At 73.5% G+C, this 20,758-nt stretch carries 18 protein-coding genes; 10 read left to right on the forward strand and 8 right to left on the reverse strand.

The annotated features are described in order from the left end of the window. Window positions 1-329: 329 nt before the first annotated feature. Together IE98_RS0117085 and IE98_RS0117090 are read left to right on the forward strand one after the other, a co-directional pair. The gene (locus IE98_RS0117085; RefSeq protein ID WP_078661081.1) at window positions 330-2,864 is read left to right on the forward strand and encodes a DUF7617 domain-containing protein; all 2,535 of its coding nucleotides are present in this window, start codon (window positions 330-332) and stop codon (window positions 2,862-2,864) included. A gap of 280 nt (window positions 2,865-3,144) precedes the next feature. Then, window positions 3,145-3,333, forward strand: coding sequence for a hypothetical protein (locus tag IE98_RS0117090; protein ID WP_030269789.1), 189 nt, complete (start codon window positions 3,145-3,147; stop codon window positions 3,331-3,333). Between the two features lie 90 nt (window positions 3,334-3,423). On the opposite strand, the gene IE98_RS0117095 is transcribed toward IE98_RS0117090, so the two are convergent. From IE98_RS0117095 to IE98_RS0117105, 3 genes are all read right to left on the reverse strand, one after another. Further along, window positions 3,424-4,173 (reverse strand): ATP-grasp domain-containing protein, encoded by a 750-nt coding sequence (locus IE98_RS0117095; protein WP_052390620.1) that lies wholly within the window; start codon window positions 4,171-4,173, stop codon window positions 3,424-3,426. A gap of 164 nt (window positions 4,174-4,337) precedes the next feature. Further along, window positions 4,338-5,324 (reverse strand): aldo/keto reductase, encoded by a 987-nt coding sequence (locus tag IE98_RS0117100; protein WP_030269792.1) that lies wholly within the window; start codon window positions 5,322-5,324, stop codon window positions 4,338-4,340. Between the two features lie 164 nt (window positions 5,325-5,488). After that, entirely contained in the window at window positions 5,489-6,166 is a 678-nt protein-coding gene (locus tag IE98_RS0117105) for a hypothetical protein (RefSeq protein WP_234443573.1), read from the reverse strand. Between the two features lie 239 nt (window positions 6,167-6,405). On the opposite strand from IE98_RS0117105, the gene IE98_RS0117110 reads away from it, so the two are divergent. Together IE98_RS0117110 and IE98_RS0117115 are read left to right on the forward strand one after the other, a co-directional pair. Next, window positions 6,406-6,720, forward strand: a complete 315-nt coding sequence (locus tag IE98_RS0117110; RefSeq protein WP_030269795.1) for a hypothetical protein — start codon at window positions 6,406-6,408, stop codon at window positions 6,718-6,720. 115 nt (window positions 6,721-6,835) lie between these two features. Then, on the forward strand, window positions 6,836-7,798 hold the full coding sequence (locus tag IE98_RS0117115) for a DUF3592 domain-containing protein (RefSeq protein ID WP_030269797.1): 963 nt from the start codon (window positions 6,836-6,838) through the stop codon (window positions 7,796-7,798). 162 nt (window positions 7,799-7,960) lie between these two features. Here IE98_RS0117115 and IE98_RS0117120 read toward each other — a convergent pair whose 3' ends face one another. The 4 genes from IE98_RS0117120 to IE98_RS0117135 are packed head-to-tail and all read right to left on the reverse strand — an operon-like array spanning window position 7,961 to window position 13,223. Continuing rightward, window positions 7,961-9,118: a hypothetical protein gene (locus IE98_RS0117120; protein WP_052390621.1), complete on the reverse strand. Its 1,158-nt coding sequence runs from the start codon at window positions 9,116-9,118 to the stop codon at window positions 7,961-7,963. Continuing rightward, a complete protein-coding gene (locus IE98_RS0117125) occupies window positions 9,115-11,064 on the reverse strand; it encodes a hypothetical protein (RefSeq protein WP_052390622.1) in 1,950 nt (649 codons plus the stop codon). Before IE98_RS0117125 ends, IE98_RS0117120 begins: the two co-directional genes overlap by 4 nt. Continuing rightward, window positions 11,061-11,846 (reverse strand): toll/interleukin-1 receptor domain-containing protein, encoded by a 786-nt coding sequence (locus IE98_RS0117130; RefSeq protein WP_030269803.1) that lies wholly within the window; start codon window positions 11,844-11,846, stop codon window positions 11,061-11,063. The genes IE98_RS0117125 and IE98_RS0117130 overlap by 4 nt, the downstream gene beginning before the upstream one ends. Before the next feature lie 54 nt (window positions 11,847-11,900). Next, window positions 11,901-13,223, reverse strand: a complete 1,323-nt coding sequence (locus IE98_RS0117135; RefSeq protein ID WP_234443574.1) for a helix-turn-helix domain-containing protein — start codon at window positions 13,221-13,223, stop codon at window positions 11,901-11,903. 254 nt (window positions 13,224-13,477) lie between these two features. On the opposite strand from IE98_RS0117135, the gene IE98_RS0117140 reads away from it, so the two are divergent. Next, window positions 13,478-13,978: a hypothetical protein gene (locus tag IE98_RS0117140; protein ID WP_052390623.1), complete on the forward strand. Its 501-nt coding sequence runs from the start codon at window positions 13,478-13,480 to the stop codon at window positions 13,976-13,978. 55 nt (window positions 13,979-14,033) lie between these two features. Here IE98_RS0117140 and IE98_RS44705 read toward each other — a convergent pair whose 3' ends face one another. Further along, complete coding sequence (locus tag IE98_RS44705) at window positions 14,034-14,633, reverse strand: DUF4328 domain-containing protein (RefSeq protein ID WP_030269809.1); 600 nt, start codon at window positions 14,631-14,633, stop codon at window positions 14,034-14,036. Window positions 14,634-14,927: 294 nt separating this feature from the next. Here IE98_RS44705 and IE98_RS0117150 point away from each other — a divergent pair, with 294 nt between their 5' ends. From IE98_RS0117150 to IE98_RS0117170, 5 genes are all read left to right on the forward strand, one after another. Then, window positions 14,928-17,462 (forward strand): DEAD/DEAH box helicase, encoded by a 2,535-nt coding sequence (locus IE98_RS0117150; protein WP_030269811.1) that lies wholly within the window; start codon window positions 14,928-14,930, stop codon window positions 17,460-17,462. A gap of 160 nt (window positions 17,463-17,622) precedes the next feature. Further along, window positions 17,623-18,042, forward strand: a complete 420-nt coding sequence (locus tag IE98_RS0117155; protein ID WP_030269813.1) for a VOC family protein — start codon at window positions 17,623-17,625, stop codon at window positions 18,040-18,042. Window positions 18,043-18,317: 275 nt separating this feature from the next. Beyond that, window positions 18,318-18,800 carry a SigE family RNA polymerase sigma factor gene (locus IE98_RS0117160; RefSeq protein WP_324605778.1) on the forward strand — a complete coding sequence of 161 codons (483 nt, stop codon included), beginning with the start codon at window positions 18,318-18,320 and terminating at the stop codon, window positions 18,798-18,800. Window positions 18,801-18,903: 103 nt separating this feature from the next. After that, window positions 18,904-19,692: a hypothetical protein gene (locus tag IE98_RS0117165; protein ID WP_030269817.1), complete on the forward strand. Its 789-nt coding sequence runs from the start codon at window positions 18,904-18,906 to the stop codon at window positions 19,690-19,692. Window positions 19,693-19,867: 175 nt separating this feature from the next. Next, complete coding sequence (locus IE98_RS0117170; protein WP_030269819.1) at window positions 19,868-20,623, forward strand: YqjF family protein; 756 nt, start codon at window positions 19,868-19,870, stop codon at window positions 20,621-20,623. Window positions 20,624-20,758: the final 135 nt, after the last annotated feature.

A 20,758-nucleotide genomic window follows, 5' to 3' on the forward strand; every position in this document is an offset into this window, starting at 1 on the left:
GGCCCGACCGCCGGAACCGCTTCGGTGCGCCCGAGCGGGCGCCGACATCGCGGATTCGAATCGCCATCGAACTCATGGACCACTGACCAGATATACGCTCGACCCAGATGTGCGCGAATTACCGGGCCGCCGATCCGCCCTTTCCACGGCCGGCGCCGCGGCCGCACTCCCGGCATGCCTGGCACTCGATTCGACGTCCAGTCAGATTCGGTCACTATAAGACCAATACGAAAAACTGGGCCCTTCACATTTCTTCCACCGACTTAGCCTGATCAACGGCCCAACCTGACCTTCCGTCAGGCCGCCGCTGATCCGAGGTGGAGAAACCAGTGCTGAGAAGCCCGCGTCCGCCCCATCCGATCCGTCCGCTGCGAGCCGTCACGGCCGCCGCTCTCTCCTCGGCCCTCCTCCTGTTCGGGCTGGGAGCCACCGCTCCCGGTGCCGCCGGAGCGGCCGAGAACGACAGCTCCACCGCGTCCGCGCTGGTGAAGAGCGCCCAGAACGTCACCCACCCCGGTGCGGCCGCTGCCGACCACGGGGACACCGTCAACTGGACCGTCCGGTACGACGGCGCCGTGACGGCCGCCGGCTCCGCGGCCACCGTCACCGACCCGATCACCGGGGCGGGCACGGCCCAGACGTACGTCCCCGGTTCGCTGCGCGTCCCGCCCGGCTGGACGCCGTCGTGGTCCACCGACGGCAGCAGCTTCGCCACGACCGACCCGGGCACCGCGACGACCGCGGTCCGCGCGGAGAACGCGACGGTCCGGGGCACCGGGACGAGCCTCGCCGCCCCGCTGCTGGCGCCCGTCCGGCCGACCCCGCAGTCCACCGGCGGCGACGGGTTCACGCCGATCCTGTACCGGACGGCGTCCGGCGAGGTCCAGTCGTGGAACATCTACCACCACGCCGCGCGCACCGCCCCGCAGGCGGTCTGCAGCAGCCTGTCCACCGGACAGCCGTGCACCGGCGGTCCCTGGCCGCGGCCGCTGAACACCACGGCCGGTCCGCTCGGCAGCGGTGCCGCCGGCGACATCGGCAGCCCGCTGACCCCGCAGTACGTGCTCGACCCGCAGCATCCGGGCCAGGTGCTCTACCCCGCCGTCACCGCCACCGCGGTCGGCGTCGGCTGCCTGGACCTCGCCGCGCAGGCCAACTGCGGCTTCGTCGCCCTGGAGAACACCGGCGGAACGCCGAGCCGCGCCAACAGCCTGGCCGGTCTGGTCCGGGCCGGCGACAGCGTCTACGGCGTCGCGACCACCGGTGAGGTGCTGTGCCTCTCGCTGGCCGACCGCACCCCGTGCGCCGGGCAGCCCTTCGCGCCGGTCGTCGCCGCCAACCACGACCTGCCGAGCACCCCGGGCGCCCTCTACCTCGGCGCGCTGACGGTGGTGGGCGACAAGGTCTTCGCCTCCTCCTCGCCGCAGAGCAGCGGCTCCACGGCCTCCGGACCGCCCGCGCTCGGCTGCTTCGACACGGCCACCAGGGCGGTCTGCGCGGGCTGGGAGTCCCCGCACCCCGCCGGGCCGAACGCCGGCTACTACACCTACGACGCCTACACCTCCTACGACACCGCCGGGCACCCGGACGGCGTCTGCACCAGCACCGTCGGCGGCGCCCACGTCCTGACCACCTGCTACGGCCTCGACGGCTCCGCGCACGCCGCGCCCGCCACCCTCGCGTCGCTGGCCGGCAGCGTGCTGACCTTCAACCCCGAGACGGTCACCACGGACACCGGGACGCGCAGCTACTTCCCCGTCTGGGGCGGCTCCGTGGCCGGGGCGACGGTCTGCCACGACTGGACGACCGCCGCACCGTGCGCGGGGTTCCCGATGCCCGCGTCCCACCCGGGCGTCAACGGCGGAGCCACCCGTGACTACGGCTACGCGTACGACGCCACGACCCGCTGCCTGATCGGCCTCGGCGACGCCGGCGTCCTGTTCTCCCTGGACCCGGCGTCCGGTGCCACCCCGTGCGTCCACAGCGGCGCGGCCGTCACCCTCAAGCCCGCCGACTTCTACTGCGACGGCGCCACCGGCCACGTCCAGGGCTACACCCGGGCACGGCTGACCGACATCGACCTCTCGCACGTCGACCTGGCGGCGTCCCGCGCCCTCGTCACGGACCCCGACGGCACGCCCGTCGCCGCCCCGGCCCTCGCCGCGGACGGCACGGTCGACCTGTCCGGCGTCTCAACGACCGCGCACCCGGCGATCACCGTCACGGCGCAGCTGGTGCTCACCTCCACCGCGGACTTCGGCACCGACAACCACCCCGCGCTGGTCGTCGAGTACCAGGGCGACGCCCCGCAGATCTGCTTCCGCACCACGGTCACGGCCGACTGCGCGACCGCGTCCGTCACCAACACGGCGACCGGCACCGACGCGACCGGTGCCCTCACCTCCAACACCGTCACCACCGCCGTCGTCCCCGGCGCCGGCTGCCAGCCCCGGGTGAGCGTCGAGAAGGAGATCTGCGGCTCCGGGAACCCGCACGACTGCGGACCGGGCGGCCCGGGCCCCTGGGCCAAGACCAGCCCCGTCGGTCTGCTGGGCCTGCTCGGGCACGCGCACTGGCGGATCACCGTCACCAACGCCGGCCCGGTCGACGCCGCCGCGGTGACCGTCAACGACGCGGTCACGCCCTCCTGCAGGCAGGCCGCCGGCACCTTCGCCCTGGCGGCCGGGACCAGCCGCGCGGTCTACTGCGACTCCCTGCTGGTGGCACTGCCGCTGAAGAACACCGCCTCGGCGAGCTTCGTCCCCGCGAACTCGCCGCCGGGCACGGCCCCCACCACCACCGCGCCCTCCTCGGCGGTGGCCTGCTCCCTGCTCTGCATCCTCGCGACCCCCGGCAAGGACTGACCCCCCCCGACCGCCCGGCGAACCCGCTCCGTACGGCCGCACCGGCCGTACGGAGCACCGCGTTCCCGGGCACGGCGGTCCGGGCACGGCGGTCCGGGCACCGGGCCGGGTGCGAGGCCCCCAGGCACCACCCCCTCGACCACCGGTGGGCCGTCACCCCGCACCCCGTCGGGTGGACAGGGCCCCGTCGTGACTGTGGCACCGGTGATCACTCCGGTCGGGCCGGAAGAGTTCTCCGCACCGGCACCACCCACACGGAAGGGACCACCAGGACGGGCGCGTGACCAAGGAGGAATTCCTCTACGACATCGAGCGCAGGATGATCGGCAAGACACCCGCCACGGCCGCCCCGTACCCCGCCCTCGTCGCGGACCCGGCGTTCGAGCTGATGGACACGGCCGAGAAGGGCGCCGTCGGCGAGGAGGCGTTCGTGACGTACACGCTCTCCGCCTTCCCCTGCACGGCGTGAGGCCGCCGCCCCGCAGACCCGGGCGCGGGGGCCGCGGGTGTGCCGTCCGAGACGGGGCAGCGGCGTCCCGCAGCGGGTGCCGCCCGGCCGTCAGCCGCGCACGAACGCCAGGTCCGCCGGACGTACCCGCTCGCGCGGACCCGCCGCGCGCAGCACCACGTCCAGCACGCGGCCCGGGTCGGCGGCGTACGCGTGGGAGAACCACGCCATGTTCGCCTCCACCACGGCCCAGCGGTGGCCCGGGAGGTACGGGTCGAGCAGTTGCCCGACGTCCAGGACGACGGCGCTCGGCAGGGTGTCGCCGGCCGTGGCGATCAACTGGTCGACGAACTCCGCGATCTCCGCGGCGGCGCCCCCGTCCGCGCCGTCCGTCCCGTCCAGGGGCAGTGGGCGCGGGTCCGGCCGGCCGAACACGGCGTACCGGCTCGCCGTGGCGATCCGCCCGTCCAGCAGGAACAGCCGGTACTCGGCCGCGAAGGTCACCACCTCCGAGAGCAGCACCGGTGTTGCCGGGTCCAGGTCCGCGGGCAGGCGGGAGCCGTCGGCGTAGACGTCGGCCGGGAAGGACTTGTCGCGCGGCGGTTTGACGAACGTCGGCCGGTCGAGCGCCCACGCGTCCACGGCGGTGGCCGACCGGATCCGACGGCCGGTGAACTCCTCCGGCAGCCGGGCGAGCCAGTCGTCGTCCGGTTCGAGCAGGGCGAACCCGAGCTCGCCGGCCAGTCGGGCACCCGCGATCGGCCCGCCGTACCAGTGCGCCGGACCCGTCACCGGGCCGAGGTCCTCCGCTGTCCGGACCTCCATCCCCCGTCCCGCTGCCTCAACGGCCAGCAACTCCATCGTCGACGTCCGCCGACCGGGCATGACCAGCACCGCGCCCCCCTTTCGGTCCGCAAGGACCGCCAGGCTAGCCGCGCCCGGTCCGCGCCCGCAGCCGGTTTCCCCGCCGCCCCGGGGGAGCCCTTTCCGCGGTTCCGCGGCCACGGACGGCTCGGGACCGTCGGTCAGTGGGCCGCGTCGAGCCGGGCCCGCTGGTCGGCCGTCAGTGTGAGGTCGACGGCCGCCAGGCTCTCCTCCAACTGGGCCACCGAGGAGGCTCCGACCAGGGGCACGACGGGCACCTCACCGCCGATCAGCCACGCGAGCACCACCTGGTTGACGGTGGCCCCGCACTCGGCCGCAACCTCCGTCAGCGCGGCCCGCCGGGCCCGGGTGCCCGCGTGGTCGAAGGCCGGGCCGAGCGGCTTGTCGGCCCGCACGTACCCGCCGCCGAGCAGCGGCGAGTACGCCACCAGCGTCAGCGAGGGGTCCTCGCGGACGTAGCCGAGCAGGTCGCCCGCGACCACGCCCTGATCACCGTCGGGGCCGAGCGCCCCGGGCAGATCGGCCCGCCGCCGGAAGTAGCTGTGGCCGTACTGCAGCACCTCGTACCCCGGCAGCCCTGCGGCCGCCGCGAGGCTGCGGGCCCGTTCCACCCGCCAGCTCCAGTGGTTGCTGACACCCAGCAGTCCCACCGCTCCCTCGTTCACCAGCACACCGAACGCCGCGACCGTCTCCGCCAGGGGCACCGTGGCATCCTCGATGTGCGCGTACAGCAGGTCCAGTTTCTCGACCCCCAGCCGTTCCCGACTCCGTTCGCACTGCTCCCGGATGGTCCCGGCCGACAGGCCCTCCCCGTTCTCCACGTAGCCGGTGCCCGGCGCGAGCGGGCGAGCGCCGACCTTCGTCGCGATCACCACTTCGTCCGTCACGCCCCGGCTGCGGCGCCAGCGGCCGAGGACCTCCTCGCTCGCACCGCCCTGACTCCCGTCGATCCAGTACGCGTAGTTGTTGGACGTGTCGATGAACGTGCCACCCGCCTCGACGAAGCGGTCCAGCACGGCGAACGAGGTCTCCTCGTCCGTCAGCGTCCCCATCAACATCGCGCCGAGGCTCAGGACGCTCACCTCCCGGCGGGTCCGCGGGTCGGTGCCGATCGTGCGGTACTCCATACCGATCCTCCCTCCGGAGCCGCCGACGACGGCCCCCGGCAGGAAGTGTGGATCTTGGAGTGCACGCGAAGTCAACCGGTCCGGATCACCGACCCGGGACGCGGCCCTCCCGCAGGGCCCCCGCGACCGCGCACGGGGCCGGCGGGTCCGGGATGCGGCGGGCCTCAGACGTCGCCCAGGCGACGGTAGATGTCCTGCAGGGCCGCAACCGCGTCGTTCGCGGCCTTGCTGCCGTCGCTCTGCGGGCCGGGAACGATCGAGAGCATGACCCAGTCGGTGCCGTGGCAGCCCTGGACCCTGGCCAACTGGACCCTTCCGTCCCTGGTCTCGACCTGGCGGAAGCCGCCGGGGCCGAGCGCGGGCATGTCCTCGAAGGTGAAGCCGGGTGCCGAGGACGAGGTCTCGGCGGACTCCCGGTCGTGCCGGTCCTCGGCGACCAGGGCGCACCGCCGCTCCGGCGACATGCTGGTGTACGGCCCCGGCAACGCGCGGGTGAAGGAGACTCCGAGACCGCCCGGCCCGTTCTCGGTACTGACCTGGCACCCGGCCGAGCTCAGCTGCGGGCCGGTGCCGCCCCGTTCCGTGCGCAGCACCCGGTCCTCGGGACGGACCTGCGCGGCCGACCGCGAGGCGTCCGAGGTGTGACCCGGTGCGTACCGGTCCAGGAAGGCCGGCCCCAGCAGCGCGCACAGGTCGGCCCCCGCCACCGGAACGATGGCGTCGGCCGGCAGCGGACGCTTCGACGCGGTGACCGTGGCGGACGGGCCGACGCCACCGGCGGTGCCCGTCGCGGTCGAACAGCCGGCGAGGACCGCCGCGCCGAGCAGCGCAGTCGGCCACACCCGGCGCATGTGATGGTGTGCGATGACCCGTCCCCCGTACTTCCATGACCCGACGGCCTGTCATGGCCGGCGCAGGCCAGTCTCCCTGAACGGCAGCAACCGGTCCACGGCCGGGGCCGCGCCGGTACCCGGCACCCTGCACCCGGCACGTACGACCGGCCGGGGATGGACGCCCGGCTCGCCGGGTGCCATGATCGCGCTGCCCTTCGGCGCGTGACCGGGGGTGGAAGAACGGAACCGTGAAGCTCTACCTGTCCGTGCCCGTGCTCCTGGTGGCCCTGCTCATCGCCGCTTCCGGTGTGGCGGCGGTCAGCCGCGGCTGGGTGCTGCCGATGAACCGGCGCCACATCCACGCTCCGCGCCGCCACGGCTGGGGCCAGTTGGTGACGGCCTTCGCGCTGTGCTGGCAACTGTTCTTCGTGTTCGTGATCGACACCCCCGGCACCCGGCAGTGGGGTGCCCTCTCGGGCACCGCGATGCTGCTCACCGGCCTCGCTGTCATGATTACGGCCCAGCGCGCCCCCAGGAAGCGGAACGCCGACCGGACGCCCTGAGACCCCCGCACCCGCATGGCCTGCGGCCGAGGCAGGCGCGCAGGCTGCCCCCCCCGGGAGCGGGGCGAGAAATTGGGTCGTGCACACTTCTCGGACGCAAGTCGGGGAGGCACCGGTGGCAGGCCTGCGGGTGGAGGTTCGGGCCGGGTTCGGCCTGCTGGCGGCGGGGCTGGCCCTGTGCGCCGCGGTCGCGGTGGTGTTCGGGCTGCGGCTGGCCGACCTGGACGACGCGCGGGCCCGGGCCGGCGCCGACGCCGTCGGCCGGGTGGAGCGGGTCGACGCCGGCCGCGGGGCGACCGTCCTGGTGGCCTGGACCGACGCCGGAGGCGTCCGGCACCGTCAGCGGTTCCCGCTCACGGACACCGACCGCTACCGCCCGGGCGACAACTACCCGCTGCACTACGACCCCGCCGCACCGTCGCCCAGCGCCCTGCCGGCCGCAGCCGAGGACCTCGCCGACCGGCGGGACGAGGACCTGGTGCCCCTGGTCCTGGCGGTGGTCGGGGGCATCGCCCTGTGCCTGTTCTGGACGACCAGGGCGGCACTCCACCTCGTCACCCGACGCGCCCCCGCACGGCAGGGGCGCGCCCGGGTCGGCCTGGCCCCGACCGGGCGGTCCTCCCGGCCGGTGGTTCACGTCCAGTGGCAGCTGGCGTCGGGACGGCCGCGCGAGGGGTGGCAACCGGTCATGTCGGGCCCCGCGGAGGCGGCCCTGCGCGCCGCAGCCGGGAGCGACGCCGCCGGTGGCGCCCGCGTCACCGTCCACCAGCGGCGACTCGGGGGACGCGTCGTCCTGGTGCTGCCCGACGGCACCTCACTCGTCCCCACCGGGCGCCTGCGCTCCCGCGAACCCCGCGGCTGGACCGACGCTCCCGACCCCCCGCCCGTGACCGACGCCCCGCTCCCCCGCGGCTGGCAACTTCGCTGCGCCGCCGCGGGCACCGCCCTCGGCGCCGTCGGCGCCCTGGCCGGCTGGCACCTCACAGGCCGGACCGAGGCAACGGTCGCCATCGCCCTGGCCGTCGCCGCCTTCACCGTCACCGGCGCCTGGCTCCGCGAAATGCTGCACGCGACCTGAGGAGCCGGACCACGGCAGACGGCCCTGGCCGTCCGACTGCGCAGCCGATGGTACCGACAGTCCCGACTTCGTCCAGCAGTACCGGGTTGGAGTCGGCGCCTCTGCGGGGCACGCAGCCGGATCGTCGGAGACCGGCCCGGCCGGCCGCGGGTGACGGCCTGTTCATCGCGTTGCGTTCCCTCGCACGCCGGGCTCCTCGTCCGGCTGCCCGTTGATCCGCTGCTGGCCGGGTACTGATCCGGGAGCCGGGTGCCCGTCGCTCAGCAGTCCCTCCCGGATCAGTCGGGCCTGATCCGGCCGGCCCATGGCGTCGGTGAACGCCGCCACCCGGTGGGCGTAGACCGCCCGCTCGGGGGATTCCCTAGCCAATTCGACGTCGTCCAACAACTGGTTGAGCGGACCGATCACCAGCGGTCCCCTGGTCGGACCGGTCGGGCCCGTCGGCGGGTGATCCCACGGACCTGCATCAATGCCACCGTCCGGTTCGTCGCCACGGCGACGACAGGGTGCCACACCCTCCAGGAACGGGATCGCTTGCGCCGCCGGTTGCGGGACCAGGTGTTTGTACAGGTCGTCCACCGGCTCGTCGTTGGCCGCCGCCGAGAGCTGCGCCAGCGGGCCGATCAGGTCCACCGCCTCAGTGACCTTGTCGTCGTGGCGGGCCAACCACCACACCACCGCACTGCCGGGCGACTTCAGGACGTCGTCGCCCAGATAGGCCCGCTTGCTCTGCTCGTACCGCCGCTCGTGTTCCCAAACCTCCTCGGTCTTGCGCACCTCGGCCAGTTTTCCGAGCCGGCTCCGGTCTTCCTCCGACAGCCTGAGATCGACCCGACCGCCCATGGCTTCCACCAGCCTCGACGCATCCGGGACCTGCGTGCCGAGCACGCCGTTCAGCCTGTGCATCACCAGATCGAGTCGTTCCGGGACCTCACGCTCGGTCACCTCGCGGGCCCTGCTCAGTACCGTCTCGATCGCCAGGCTGGCCGGGTCTGCGTGCACCAGCCCGGTCGCGTTCGGGATCGGACGCCACCACACGGTCGCCGAGAAGCGGAAGTCGTAGTCCGGCACCCTGCTCGGGAGGGCGACATCGTCCACCCGGGTCTCCTCCCACTGCGGCTCGTCCGGGTCCGGCGCTGCCGGCTCAGGCTCCGGATCGGGAGACCGCGCCGACGCGAGCAGGATCGCCAGCACGACGGAGACGGCCGCCGGCACCACCCACAGCCAGAGCGGCCACCCTGCCGATCTGCCGAGAACGACGGTCATCAGACCGGCCAGGAGGGCCAGCCCGACGAGCGGTGCCTTTCCCGTTCCCTTCATGTGCAGCTCCCCTCGGTCGCCCCGGCGGAGGCCAGGTCCAGCGGTTCGATTCCCTGCGCGCGGTCGATCTCTCGGCAGAATCGCGCCGCTACATCGGCTCGGCTCGTCCGACCGACGGTGTCGTCCGGTTCGGCCGCCCAGCGGCATGCCAAGAGGTAGTAGCGGCTGAGCACCTGGGTCCCACCGTCGGCAGCCTCGATGAGGACGCCCGTCAGCCGCTCACCCCCGTCCCGCTCCGTCCGGGCGGCCGAGAGCCACGCCTCGATCCCGGACGCCCACTCCTCGGACGGCGCCGCCGACAGGGCCGCGCGCCATCCCCTGACCAGCTGCTCGCGTCGGACGTCGGGCGGGGGTGGATTCACCAGCGCCAGGAAGATCGTGACGTCTCGAGGCCACCGGTCCGGCCCCTCCATTCCCTCGCGCACACGGGTGAGCAGCCGGTCGTACAGCCGCTCTTGCGTGCGAGCCAGTTCGAGGAGGGAGCTCCGGGCATGGGGCTGAACGTGTCCGGGTTCCCTCCGTGCGAGCTGGTGCAGGCGGACCAGCGCCTGGTCGGGGTGGTGCGGCGCCATCACATCGACACAGATGCGAGCGAGGCCTCGTGCAAGGTTCGGCTGCACACGGGGGGACGTCGACCAGTCATAGATCTTCCTCCGGAAGGCTGCTCCCGATCGCTCGCCCCTGAGCCCTTGGTCGAGCACCGCCAGCGCCTCGGGAAGCAAGCGGGTCTCCTTGGCCCAGGACTCGACCAGGTCGGTCAGGACGCGGACGTCGCCGGCCTGCAGTGCCTGCTCGGTGAACCGGCCGACGAGCTTCCGGCGCTCGGTGCGGTCCAGCCGGTCCGACCCCGTGACGGTGTCCGCCACCCAGGTCCCGAAAGCGGGGCACAGGTCCGGGTAGTAGAGCCAGAAGTGGGATCGGACGGCCGGGGCGTACGCCAGCGCTTCGAAACGGATCCGTCCCTCGGTCACCTTGACGCCCAGCTCCTGCAAGCGCTGGGTCAGATCGGGCTGGTCGAGCCGAGGCCGCTCGTCGTCGGGGTGGCCGAGTTTCGTCAGCAGCTCGGTGGAGAGTCGGAACACCGCATCCACGGGTGCCTCGTCCAGCATCGCCGCCGTGAACAACAGCGCCCGCTGACGCCCGTCGGTCAGGGCGGCGATCTGTCGGGCCACCTCGTGGCCCCGCTCCCGAAGAGCGAGGACGGCCTGCTCGGCCCAGGCCTCGAAGCCGCCTCCTCGTGGTCGTGCCTCGACCACCAGCTCGGCCAGTCGCTGCAGTTCCCGCATGGGGGAGCGGTCAAGGAGCGGGCCGAGGGCCGAGCGGCGTAATTCCGTGTGCGACACCTCGACGTCGGCCCAGCGCAGGTGTTGTGCGAGAACCGCGCGGCCGTCGGGTCGGCCGATCCGCACCAACATCTGGCGGAGGTCCGCCTGCAGCAGGTGCTCGCGGTCCTCGGGCAATACCACCGCGAGCCGGCCGCCGAACCGCTCGACCTTGTCCCAGTACGACTGAACCAGGACCTGGGCAGCGACGAACTCCGACTCGGACACGCTGGACAGGTCGATCAGGACGCGCTCGCCCGGCGCCAGATCGGCAGGCTCGTCCTCCCGGTCGTCCAGCGCCACCTCGCGGAACGGGGCGTCCCGCCCACCCGTGCGGTGCAGGAGAACGACGCCGGTGGTACGGCGGCCGGTGCCGGGCGGGCCCGAGACCAGAACGGCCGTGCCGGGCCCCTCCAGCCGCCTCGCCGCCTCGCCGTATCCAGGTGGATTCGCAAAGCGACGGCTGAGCCACAGACGTCCGTCGGCCGCCATGCGCAACGGATCGGCGCCACCACGCACGAGCTTCTCCGCCGCGAAGATGTAGTAGTTGTTCTGCGCTCCGTTGCCCGTGTGCGTCTGTCCTGCGGCGCTGCCGATCCACGTCGCGTGCCCGGGGTCGGTCACCGCTGCCGTCCGTCGCGGCCGCGCTTCCCGTGGAATTGGTTGCTCACACTGCCGCGCTCGACGTAGCTGTTGCCGTCACCGTGGAACTCGACGCCGCCCTGGCGGACGGTGTTGTTCTGCGTGCCGCTTCCGGTGTGCACCGGCCCGTCGGCCCGGTTGATGTACGTGCCGACGTCGCGCCCCACGTTGCCGATGCCCCCGCTCTGCTCGTGCCGGTAGTCCCGCGCCCGCACGACGGTCCCGTCGCCCCGGCCGTCCTCCTCCCGGGACTCGTCGGTGCCACCGGCCGGGCGGCTGATCCTCGCTTCCGCTTCCGCAAGGTGTGGGATCGCCTCGGCAAGGTCGTCGCCGAGGCGCCTGAGGCAGGAGTCCGCGTCGCGGTTGACGAAGCGGCGGTACTGGCAGTCGGCGAGCCGAGCGATCCCCGCCGGCAGAGCGTGTCGGTCGAGTCGTGTGGCGGCCCCGACGAGGACCGGCACGACCAGGGCTCCGCTCTGGAACGCCTCGTCGATCTCCCTGCGGGTCCAGTCCTCCGGGTCGTCGAGCGCACGCCGTCCGTCCGCGTTTCGGGCCGTGAACCAGCGCGGGCCGATGACGGCGAGGAGGACGCTGCTGCGACGGACGGCGGTCAGGAGCTCCTGCGGGAAGGCCTGGCCGATCCTGATGGACTTGCTGGCACGGAAGACGCGATCCGTGCCGAAACGCCGGGAGAGGTCCCTCTCGATCAGGGTGGCGGTGGAGTCCTCGTCCTTGGTGCGGTAGTTGACGAAGATGTCGGGCATGGCGGTTCACGACTCCCGTGGGTTGGGGGCGGGGGGGGCGGCCGGGCCGGCGGTCTACGGATGCAGCGCTGCGGCCAGCAGGGGTTGGAGGTTCAGTACGCTCCGGTTGGCGTGTGACCGGCGGAGTTCGCGGGCGAGCCGTCGGACGTCGGCCTGGATGGTGGCCGACTGCAGCTCCGGAACGAGCGGCAGATGGTCGGACGCGATGTCGCAGGCGCGCTCCGGTTCTCCGGCGGCGGCGTGCGCGAGGGCGCGCCGAAGGCCGTACCGGGCGCTGCTGCGGACCGCGTCCGACGGAAGCCTCAGGCACTCACGGTCGAGGACTTCAGCGGCCCGGGCAGCATGGCCGAGGTCGTACAGGCACCAGCCGGTCACCATGGCTGCCGGGTCCGCCAGCGTGGTGGTGCCGAGAACAGGTGTGCCGACCGCGTCCTCCGCATCGGCCCTGGCCAGCAGTTCCCGGGCCCGGTCGAGGCTGCGCATACAGGCGTGATGGTCCCCGGCAAGGGCGTGGCCCTGGGCTTCGCGCTGGGCGGCGAGACCTCTGATCCGGGGCGGCAGGCTGCTGGCCTGCGCCGGCCCGACGATCTGTACGGTCGCGGCCGCGTCGCCCGCGTAGAGCGCGACCAGAGCGCGCCGAACCAGGGCATACGAGGCGAGATGACGGTCGCTGCCCACCTCCGCGAGCTCGACGGCCCGGGCGGTCCACACGAGTACCGAGGAGTTGTCGCCGGCCTCCTGGGCCATCCAGCCCGCGTACTCGGCGAAGCGGGCCGCGAGCAGGAACAGCCGGTTGCGGTTCACGGCGTCGGCTTGGACAGCGAGCCGGCCGAGTGTCTCGGTCTGAACGGTGAGCAGGGGAAGCAGGGTGCTGGGGGCGCTGGTCTGGCCGAGGCGACGCATCTGGTCGAACTGGGCCCGGAAGATCTCGACCGGAGCGGACTCCGCCGCCACGTCCTTACCACTGGTCGTGCCCGTGGCTAACGACTGCAGGGAGGCAGCGAGTTCGCCGCCGAACAGGGATGATGCGCCTGCCGCGAGCAGTTGCCGCCGCCTGAGGCCTCCGGGCGGGCCGCCGTACCGACCCCGGAGCGGTGGCTCCTCCGCTGGTTCGGTCCTGGTGCGTTCGGCGATGCGGGCCTTGCGGCTGTGCCCCGCCTGCAGGAGCCGCTCGAGTTCGCCACCGGCGCCGAGCTGCGCGTCGCAACGGCGGGCGAGTTCGGGCGGCGGGGCCTTCTCGCCGCGTTCGATCTTGCTCAGGTGGCCTTTGCTGTAGTTGAGGAGCCCAGCAAGGCGGGTGAGCGTGAGACCTGCGGCGATCCGCCGTTTTCGGAGTTCCGGGCCGAACTCGTTCAACGGCGCCATGGACGTCTGCATGCCCTCCCCGTTTCCCGGTTGCGGAGGCCCGCATACCCACCGTTGTCACGGTCGGCCGCGGGTCCCTCCTCGGTTCCGTGTGAATCCTGGCATGCGATCAAGCTGCAGAGGCGGGGATCAGATGGGTTTCCCGTTTCCCGTTTATGCCTGATGAGGTCTCAGAACAAGGCAGGTCGGAAACACTCTCACCAGCGCCCCGCACAGCTGCTCGACACGTGAGGAGTGGGTCGTGAAGCCACGAAGGGGACCTGTTGATGGACATCGGCACATGGGCCACGGTCGGCACGAGTGTGGTGGCAGTGGCCGGCACGCTCGCCGGGACGGTGCTGGCAGGATGGATGCACGGACGCACCTCCCGTGCCACGCAGTCGGTGGCCGACGACAAGGCCCGTCGCCAAGAGGTTCTGACCACGGTGACGGCACTCGTGGCAGCCCTCGACGACCATCGCCGAGCCCAGTTGGTCCGCGTCAGGGGGAGGGCCCGGGTCATCGCCTCGGGGGGTGACGTCGCTGTGGCGGACGAGCATTACACCGCGGTTGTTCACCAGACCCGCAGCGCGGTGACGGGCCCGAGCGTCACCCTGCGGATCATGTGTCCAGCGTTGGCGGGGGCTGCCGAGCGCGCCGTCGAGGCGACCTTCGCGATCCGGGAGGCCGAAAGTCTCGCAGATGTCGAACATCGACGTCAGCAGTCGAAGCTCGTGTGCGACGCGCTGGTCTCCGAGGCTGGCCGACTGCTCGCGCCGACTATCTGATCGCCCTTCAGCCGACGGCTCCGAGAGCCCCCGCGCCGTGTGACGGCCGTTGTCCTCAGACCGCCGCGAGCGGTGCGGTTTCGGTCGGTCGCGCCGTGATCCGCCCGACCTGGGCGGTGGTGATCTCCCGGATCACGAGTGACAGCATGATCCCGGAGGCGGCGGTGAGCAGTGCGACGTACGGGGAGAACATCGGGTTCGGCAGGGACCGGGCGCAGACCAGTGCCACGGCGACCTTGGCCAGTCGGGTCCACCACCAGGCCTCGACCAGCCAGGCGCGGCCGACGGGTCCGCCGGCGCGGCGGACGTCGAGCGTGACCCGGCGCGGGATCCACAGCATGGCCACCGGGACGAACCACCCGCCGATCGCGAAGCCCGGGCTGTACCGGTGGGTGCCCGGGGCGAACGCCTCCGCGTTGTGTCGGCAGCGGCGGAGCCAGCAGATCACCGCCACCAGTGCGACCGCGCCGAGCAGCGTCATGATCGGCACGGCCGCCGGGAGGTCCTCGCCGGCCTTGCCGCCGACTGCCATCACCGCGGCCAGTGCCAGCAGTTCGGCCCAGATCGCGGCCTGCGCGACGGCGGCGGGCCTGCGCGGGTCGCGCACCGCGGGCGTCACGGGCTCGGGTGCGGCGCCGGGTTCTTGGGAGTGCATGGTGGTCCGTCCGGAGGGGGTCGCGGGGCTCGTCACCTGCGGGGAGAGGTGCAGGTGACAGGTGCTGGGGCGGGATGAACCTAGCGGCGCGGCACTGCCCCCGTCCATGGAGTTGATCACGGGAGCGGGGACCGGGCCGCCCGCCCCGGAGGCACCGTCGGCGCGTGGGTCGGCGTCGGGCCCGCGCCGGGGTGCGGCGTGGGAGGCTGTGGGAGGGCCGAAGGGTGCCGAGCGCCGGGAGGTGCGGGAGTCGACGTGTGCCCGCTCCCCCGGACCGAGCGAGGAGACCGCGCAGTGCGAGCAACGGAACCGGCGCGTGGCGCGATCACGCTGCGGGGTCACCAGGAGGAGGCGCTCCGTGCCGTCGTACGGGGTCTGACGCCCCGTCCCGGGCAGCCGGTCCCGCCGGGTGGACTGCGGGTGACGGTGCAGATGGCCACCGGGTCCGGGAAGTCGTACGTCGGTGCGGCGGCGGGGCAGCGGCTGGCGCCGCACGGGACGGTGCTGGTGGTGGTGCCGACGCTGGACCTGCTGGTGCAGACGGTCGGTTCGTGGCGGGCCGCCGGCCGTTCCGGGGAGATGCACGCCGTCTGTTCGCTGGCCGACTCGGAGCTGCCGTTCGGGGTGACCGCGACGACCAGTCCGCTGATGATCGGCCTGTGGCTGCAGCGCGCGGCCGCCCGCCGCCGGCCGACCACGCTGTTCGCCACGTACGCCTCGGTGGGCGCGGTCGCGGACGGCTACGCCCACTGGGCGCAGCACCGGGGCGAGCCGCTGCCGCCGCTGGCGCTGATGGTCTGCGACGAGGCGCACCGTTCCTCGGGCAGCGTGGAGAAGTCCTGGACGGTGGTGCACGAGCAGGCGGAGGTCCCGGCCGAGCGGCGGCTGTACATGACGGCGACTCCGCGGATCTGGGCGCCGCCGGGTGCGGCGGTGCGGCGGCGTGAGGACGCCCGGCAACCGCTGCCGGAGGAGCTGGCGGTGTCCATGGACGACCAGCGCGTCTTCGGCCCGCAGGTCTACTCCCTGGGTCTGGCCGAGGCCATCGACCGCAAGCTCCTGGCGCCGTTCGAGGTCGTCGTCCTGGAGTTGCGCGACCCGCTCGGCGACCGCACCGGTGCTGCACGGCAGGGCGTGCCGTGGGGGGCGGGTGCCGGTGAGGCCGAGGACGGCAGCGAGGACGAGGTGCCGGTGGCGCACGTGGCGGCGGTCCAGGCCGGGCTGGTGAAGACCGTGGTGGAGCGGGGGCTGCAGCGGTGCATCACCTTCCACACCCGCACGATCGAGGCCCGGTACTTCGCCGAGACGCTGAACCAGACGGTCGAGAAGCTGCACGCCGGGGACCCGCGGACGTACCCGGCCGAGTTCTGGTCGCAGTGGCTGTCCGGCGAGCACGACGTGGACTTCCGCCGCGAGGTCATCGGCGGGTTCGGGGCGGGCGAGGAGGACGACGGGCTGCGGCACCGGATCGTGTCGAACTGCAGGGTCCTCGGCGAGGGCGTCGACATGCCGAACGCGGATTCGGTGCTCCTCCAGGGCCGGGGCAGCATGGTGGACGTCGTCCAGGCGATCGGCCGTGCGCTGCGCATGCAGCCCGGTGAGGGCAAGACCGCGTCGCTGATCGTGCCGGTCTTCCTCGGGCCGGGCGAGGAGCCCGGGGACCTGCTGGCGTCGGACTCCTACGGTCCGCTGGTCAAGGTCCTGACCGCACTGCGCAGTCACGACGCGCGGGTGGTGGAGGCCCTGGCGGTGCCGCAGCGGTCGGGTCGGTGGACGGCCGGGCCGGGGGCGGAGGCCGTGGGGCTGCCCGGTGCGGGCGGGTCGGACGCCGGCGGGACGGGTGCGGGCGCGGGTGCGTTCGTGCTGCCGGTGCGGTTCCGGAGCCGGGTGGACGAGGACGTGCTCGCGCTGTTCGTCGCCTCGCGGGTGCTGACGGGGGAGAACCAGTTCTGGCGGGAGGGGATCGGCCACGCCCGGCGCTGGTTCCGGGAGACGGGTGCGCTCGACGTCCCCTACTCCGCGACGGCCGGGCGGGACGGGTCCTTCCCGCTGGGGAAGTGGCTGTCCGACCGGCGCGGTGAGAACGCCGCGGGCGAGTTGGCGCCGCACCGGGTGGAGATGCTGGATGCGCTGGGCATGGTCTGGTCCGTGTCCGACGCGCGGTTCGAGGCGGGTCTCGACTGGGCGCGGGTGTGGGCGAAGGAGCACGGCGGCAGCCTCGCGGCGCCGGCGCGTGCCTCGGTCGGCGGGTACGCGATCGGGACGTGGCTCGCCGAGCTGCGCTCCGCCGCGCAGCTGCCCGAGGGTGAGCCGGGAGCGCTCGCTCCGGGCCGGCGCCGGGCGTTGGAGGAGATCGACCCGTTCTGGTGCCCGTCCTGGCCGGTCGTCTGGCAGCGCGGCTACGCGACTGCGCGGATGTGGTGGTTGGCGGCGGACGGCCGGGTGGACTGGGCCGCGCTGCCGCCGGAGACCGTGTTCGAGGGTGAGCAGCTCGGCCGCTGGATCGTGGCGCAGCGGGCCGGCCGGCCCGGCCTGGAGGCTGACCAGCAGGACCTGTTGGCGGCGATCGGCGTCGAGCCGGACCCGGGGCTCGTCGCGGCGAAGGCGGCGGCGGAGGCGAAGCCGAGGACCTCCCGCGCGGACCGCTTCGCCCAGGGGCTGGCCGCGCTGGCGGCGTTCGTGGAGCGGGAGGGGCATGCGCGGGTTCCCAGGGCCCACAAGGAGGGCGGGACGTCGCTGGGCACCTGGCTCAACAACACGAAGGCGCGGCGGGAGAAGCTCACGGCCGAGCAGCTCGGGCAGTTGGAGGCCCTGGGGGTGGCCTGGTAGCACGGCCGGAGCGGGTCGGGTCCCTCCGGAGGCCGGCCCGGCCGGGAGGCGGGCGGGCCGTCGGGTCACGAACGGTCGACCCCGTCACCGGGCCGGTCGGGCGGTGTCGGTGGCAGGTGGCAGGATCGCGGGCCGGGCGCCGGACTCCTGGGAGGAAGACATGCGGCAGCGGCTCAACCTGATCCTGCTCGGTGTGCGCGACGTGGCCGCCTCGGTCGCGTTCTACCGGGCGCTGGGCTGGCGACGGTCGGAGGCCGGCTCGGAGGAGTTCGCGCTGTTCGAACTGGGCGGGGTGGCGGTCGCGTTCCAGTCCCGGGAGGCCTTCGCGGCGGACGCCGGTCTGCCCGACCGGGGGCCGGGCGGTTTCGCCGGCTTCGCCCTGGCGTACGTGGCCCGCAGCGCCGAGGAGGTGTACCGGGTCATGGCCCGGGCCGCCGAGCTGGGTGCCACCGTCACCCGCCCGGCCGGACCGAACGCCTGGGGGCACAGCGGGTACTTCACCGATCCCGACGGGCACCTGTTCGAGGTGCTGTACGAGGACGGCTGGATCTTCGACGACCACGACGACCTGGTGCTCTGACCCGCCGCCCCCGGTCCCGGTGCGGTCGGCCCGGATGGTCCGGGCGGTCCGCCGTTCCCGTCAACAGCGCTGCCGCTGAAGGGCATTGCGCACCCACGGCACCCGGCGCAAACGTGCCGTCATCGACTCGTCCGCAACGATGTTCGGCCGGGACGCAACATTTCCGGCACCCCGACGCGTGTGGAAGTCGACGCGGGGCACCACCGCCCCGCGGGCAACTCGGCACGGACGACGGAACAGGGGGCCGGGCACGGATGTCGCCGGAGCGCGAGAGGTTGTTCGAACAGTTCGCCGCGGGTCGGTACGGGGCGCTGCGCCGTACCGCGTACCTGCTGTGCGGCGACTGGCACCTGGCCGAGGACCTGGTGCAGTCGACCCTGATCAAGGTGTACGCACGCTGGCCCCGGCTGCACGACCCGGACGCCGCCGGGGGCTACGCCCGCACGACGCTGGTGCGCACCTTCGTGGACGGGCGGCGGCGCCGCTCGGCCGGCGAGGTGGCCAGTGCCGAACCGCCGGAGACGGCCGCGGTGGGCACCGATCCGGACCGGCGGCTGGCGCTGCTGGCGGCGCTCGCCCAGGTGACGCCGGGCTACCGGGCGGTCCTGGTGCTGCGCTACTGGGAGGACCAGAGCATCGAGGAGTGCGCCGCGATCCTCAAGCGGAGCAGCGGCGCGGTGCGGTCGGACGCCCATCGCGGGCTGGCGCAGCTGCGGAAGATCCTCGGCGACTCGGTGCACGAGATCGCCGGGGCGTGAAGGGACGGCGGCGCGGACGGGTGCGCGGACGGCTGGACGGGCCGATGGGTGAGCGGGTGGACGGGCGAGGTCGGGGATGCGTGGGGAGAGGGAGGGATCGGGCATGAAGCACGGTGGGGACGACCCCGACCGCCGGATGGCGGCGGAGGTGTTCCGGGCGGTGCTGGACCAGCCGGAGCCGGAGCAGCCCGTGGAGCTGACGGCCGTGCGGGCCGGCGGTCGGCGGCTGCGGGCCCGGCGGCGGCTCGCTCTGGGCGCGACGGTGCTGGCGGCGGTCCCGGTGCTGGCGTTCGCGGCGGCGTTGGCCGTGCCGGGTTCGGCGACGGCGGGGCTGCGGGACCTGGTGGGGATCGGGCCGGCGGACGGCCGGCCGGCCACGCCACGGCCCTCGGTCTACGGCATGGACCGGTTGGACGAGGTGCAGGCCCGTCTGCAGGCCGCGCTCGCCGCGCACCTGCCGGCCGGGTACACCGGCGTGCTGCCCGGCGCCGGCCCGACCACCTTCCGGCTGGTCCGCGCCGACGGCGGGTTCACCGCGGTGGCGACGATCATGGGCAATCCCGTGGCGCCGGGCACCCGCGAGCCGTCGCCGTGCGAGCCGCAGGGCGGCCGGCCGGTCTATGCGACCGACTGTGCGTTCCGGACGCTCTCGGACGGGTCGACCGGCTGGCTGTACTGGTCCACGCCGTACTCGCTCACCCGGTTCAGCCTGGTCACCCGGGACGGCCGGATCGCCGGGATGGGGACGCTGCCGCTGGTCGCACCGCCGCAGGGCGAGGGCGAGGAGCAGCTGCCGTCCAAGCCGATGACACTGGCGGACCTCGAGGCGCTGGTCTCGAACCCGGAGGTGCTGTCCGCACTGACGGCCGTTCCCCAGGACGCGCCCGGGTGACGGTGCTCCGGGAGCCGTGGCCTGATGAAAAGTCGGGGAGCGTGCGGTCCGGGGATCGTGGAGCCCGGCGCCGGGCTCCGGGGGCAGGTCCCGCTCGAAGGGTTCGCCCGTCGGGCGGGGCGGTCGTCGGGGCCGTGCCGTGGCGCTCGGGACGGGGGCGTGCGACGCTGAGGGGATGTCGCCCGTCCCTGTCCCTGCGGAGCCGGTCACGGCCGATCCGGTGCGCGAGGTGCCGGACACCCTGCTGACGCAGTCCTGGCTCGACCTGTCCTTCCTGCACTGGGCGGCCGACCCCGCGGACGTGGCACCGCTGCTGCCGGCCGGGACCGTGCCGGACACGCTCGACGGGCTCACCTACGTCGGTCTGGTGGCCTTCCGGATGTACCGGGTGGGCTGGCTCGGCCTGCCGGGCGTCCCGTACTTCGGCACCTTCCCGGAGACCAACGTGCGGCTCTACTCGGTGGACGGGCACGGACAGCGCGGCGTGGTGTTCCGTTCGCTGGAGGCCTCGCGGCTGCTGCCGGTGGTCGTCGCCCGTACGGTGTTCCGGCTGCCCTACACCTGGGCCCGGATGGCGATCCACCGCGATGCGGACACCGTCCACTACACCAGCAGGCGGCGCTGGCCGGGTCCGCGCGGAGCGCACAGCCGGATCGCGGTCCGGATCGGCGAGCGGATCGACCGGCCGACGGACCTCGACCACTTCCTGACGGCCCGTTGGGGCATGCACAGCGCGTTCTTCGGCCGGACGCTGTACCTGCCCAACGTCCACCCGCGTTGGCCGCTGCACCGCGCGGAGCTCCTCCACTGCGAGGACGACCTGATCGCCGCCGCCGGCCTGCCCTCCCCCGCCGGCCCGCCGGTGAGCGTCCTCCACTCCCCCGGCGTCCCGGTCCGCTTCGGCCGACCGGCCCGCCCGACGACCGCCTGAACACGGGCGGCCCCCGTCCGCGGCACCGCCGCCTGCCGTTCGTGACCAGCACTGCCGATCTGTGGCAGTGACGGTGCGTCATTCCGGTCGAAGCTCTGCGGTTCCTCAAGTTTCTTGCTGTACACGGCCAAGGCC

Origin of the sequence: Streptomyces sp. NRRL B-24484, from assembly GCF_000717715.1 — a bacterium.
In the GTDB taxonomy this organism is placed as follows: Bacteria; Actinomycetota; Actinomycetes; order Streptomycetales; family Streptomycetaceae; genus Kitasatospora.

What these genes read in the sequence shown, in the direction of transcription:
- IE98_RS0117170 (WP_030269819.1), top strand. Translation starts at nt 19,868, where the DNA reads ATGTCGCCCGTCCCTGTCCCTGCGGAGCCGGTCACGGCCGATCCGGTG.
- IE98_RS0117140 (WP_052390623.1), top strand. Translation starts at nt 13,478, where the DNA reads ATGGACATCGGCACATGGGCCACGGTCGGCACGAGTGTGGTGGCAGTG.
- IE98_RS0117135 (WP_234443574.1), bottom strand. Translation starts at nt 13,223, where the DNA reads ATGCAGACGTCCATGGCGCCGTTGAACGAGTTCGGCCCGGAACTCCGA.
- IE98_RS0117100 (WP_030269792.1), bottom strand. Translation starts at nt 5,324, where the DNA reads ATGGAGTACCGCACGATCGGCACCGACCCGCGGACCCGCCGGGAGGTG.
- IE98_RS0117155 (WP_030269813.1), top strand. Translation starts at nt 17,623, where the DNA reads ATGCGGCAGCGGCTCAACCTGATCCTGCTCGGTGTGCGCGACGTGGCC.
- IE98_RS0117120 (WP_052390621.1), bottom strand. Translation starts at nt 9,118, where the DNA reads ATGAAGGGAACGGGAAAGGCACCGCTCGTCGGGCTGGCCCTCCTGGCC.
- IE98_RS0117130 (WP_030269803.1), bottom strand. Translation starts at nt 11,846, where the DNA reads ATGCCCGACATCTTCGTCAACTACCGCACCAAGGACGAGGACTCCACC.
- IE98_RS0117095 (WP_052390620.1), bottom strand. Translation starts at nt 4,173, where the DNA reads ATGGAGTTGCTGGCCGTTGAGGCAGCGGGACGGGGGATGGAGGTCCGG.
- IE98_RS44705 (WP_030269809.1), bottom strand. Translation starts at nt 14,633, where the DNA reads ATGCACTCCCAAGAACCCGGCGCCGCACCCGAGCCCGTGACGCCCGCG.
- IE98_RS0117165 (WP_030269817.1), top strand. Translation starts at nt 18,904, where the DNA reads ATGAAGCACGGTGGGGACGACCCCGACCGCCGGATGGCGGCGGAGGTG.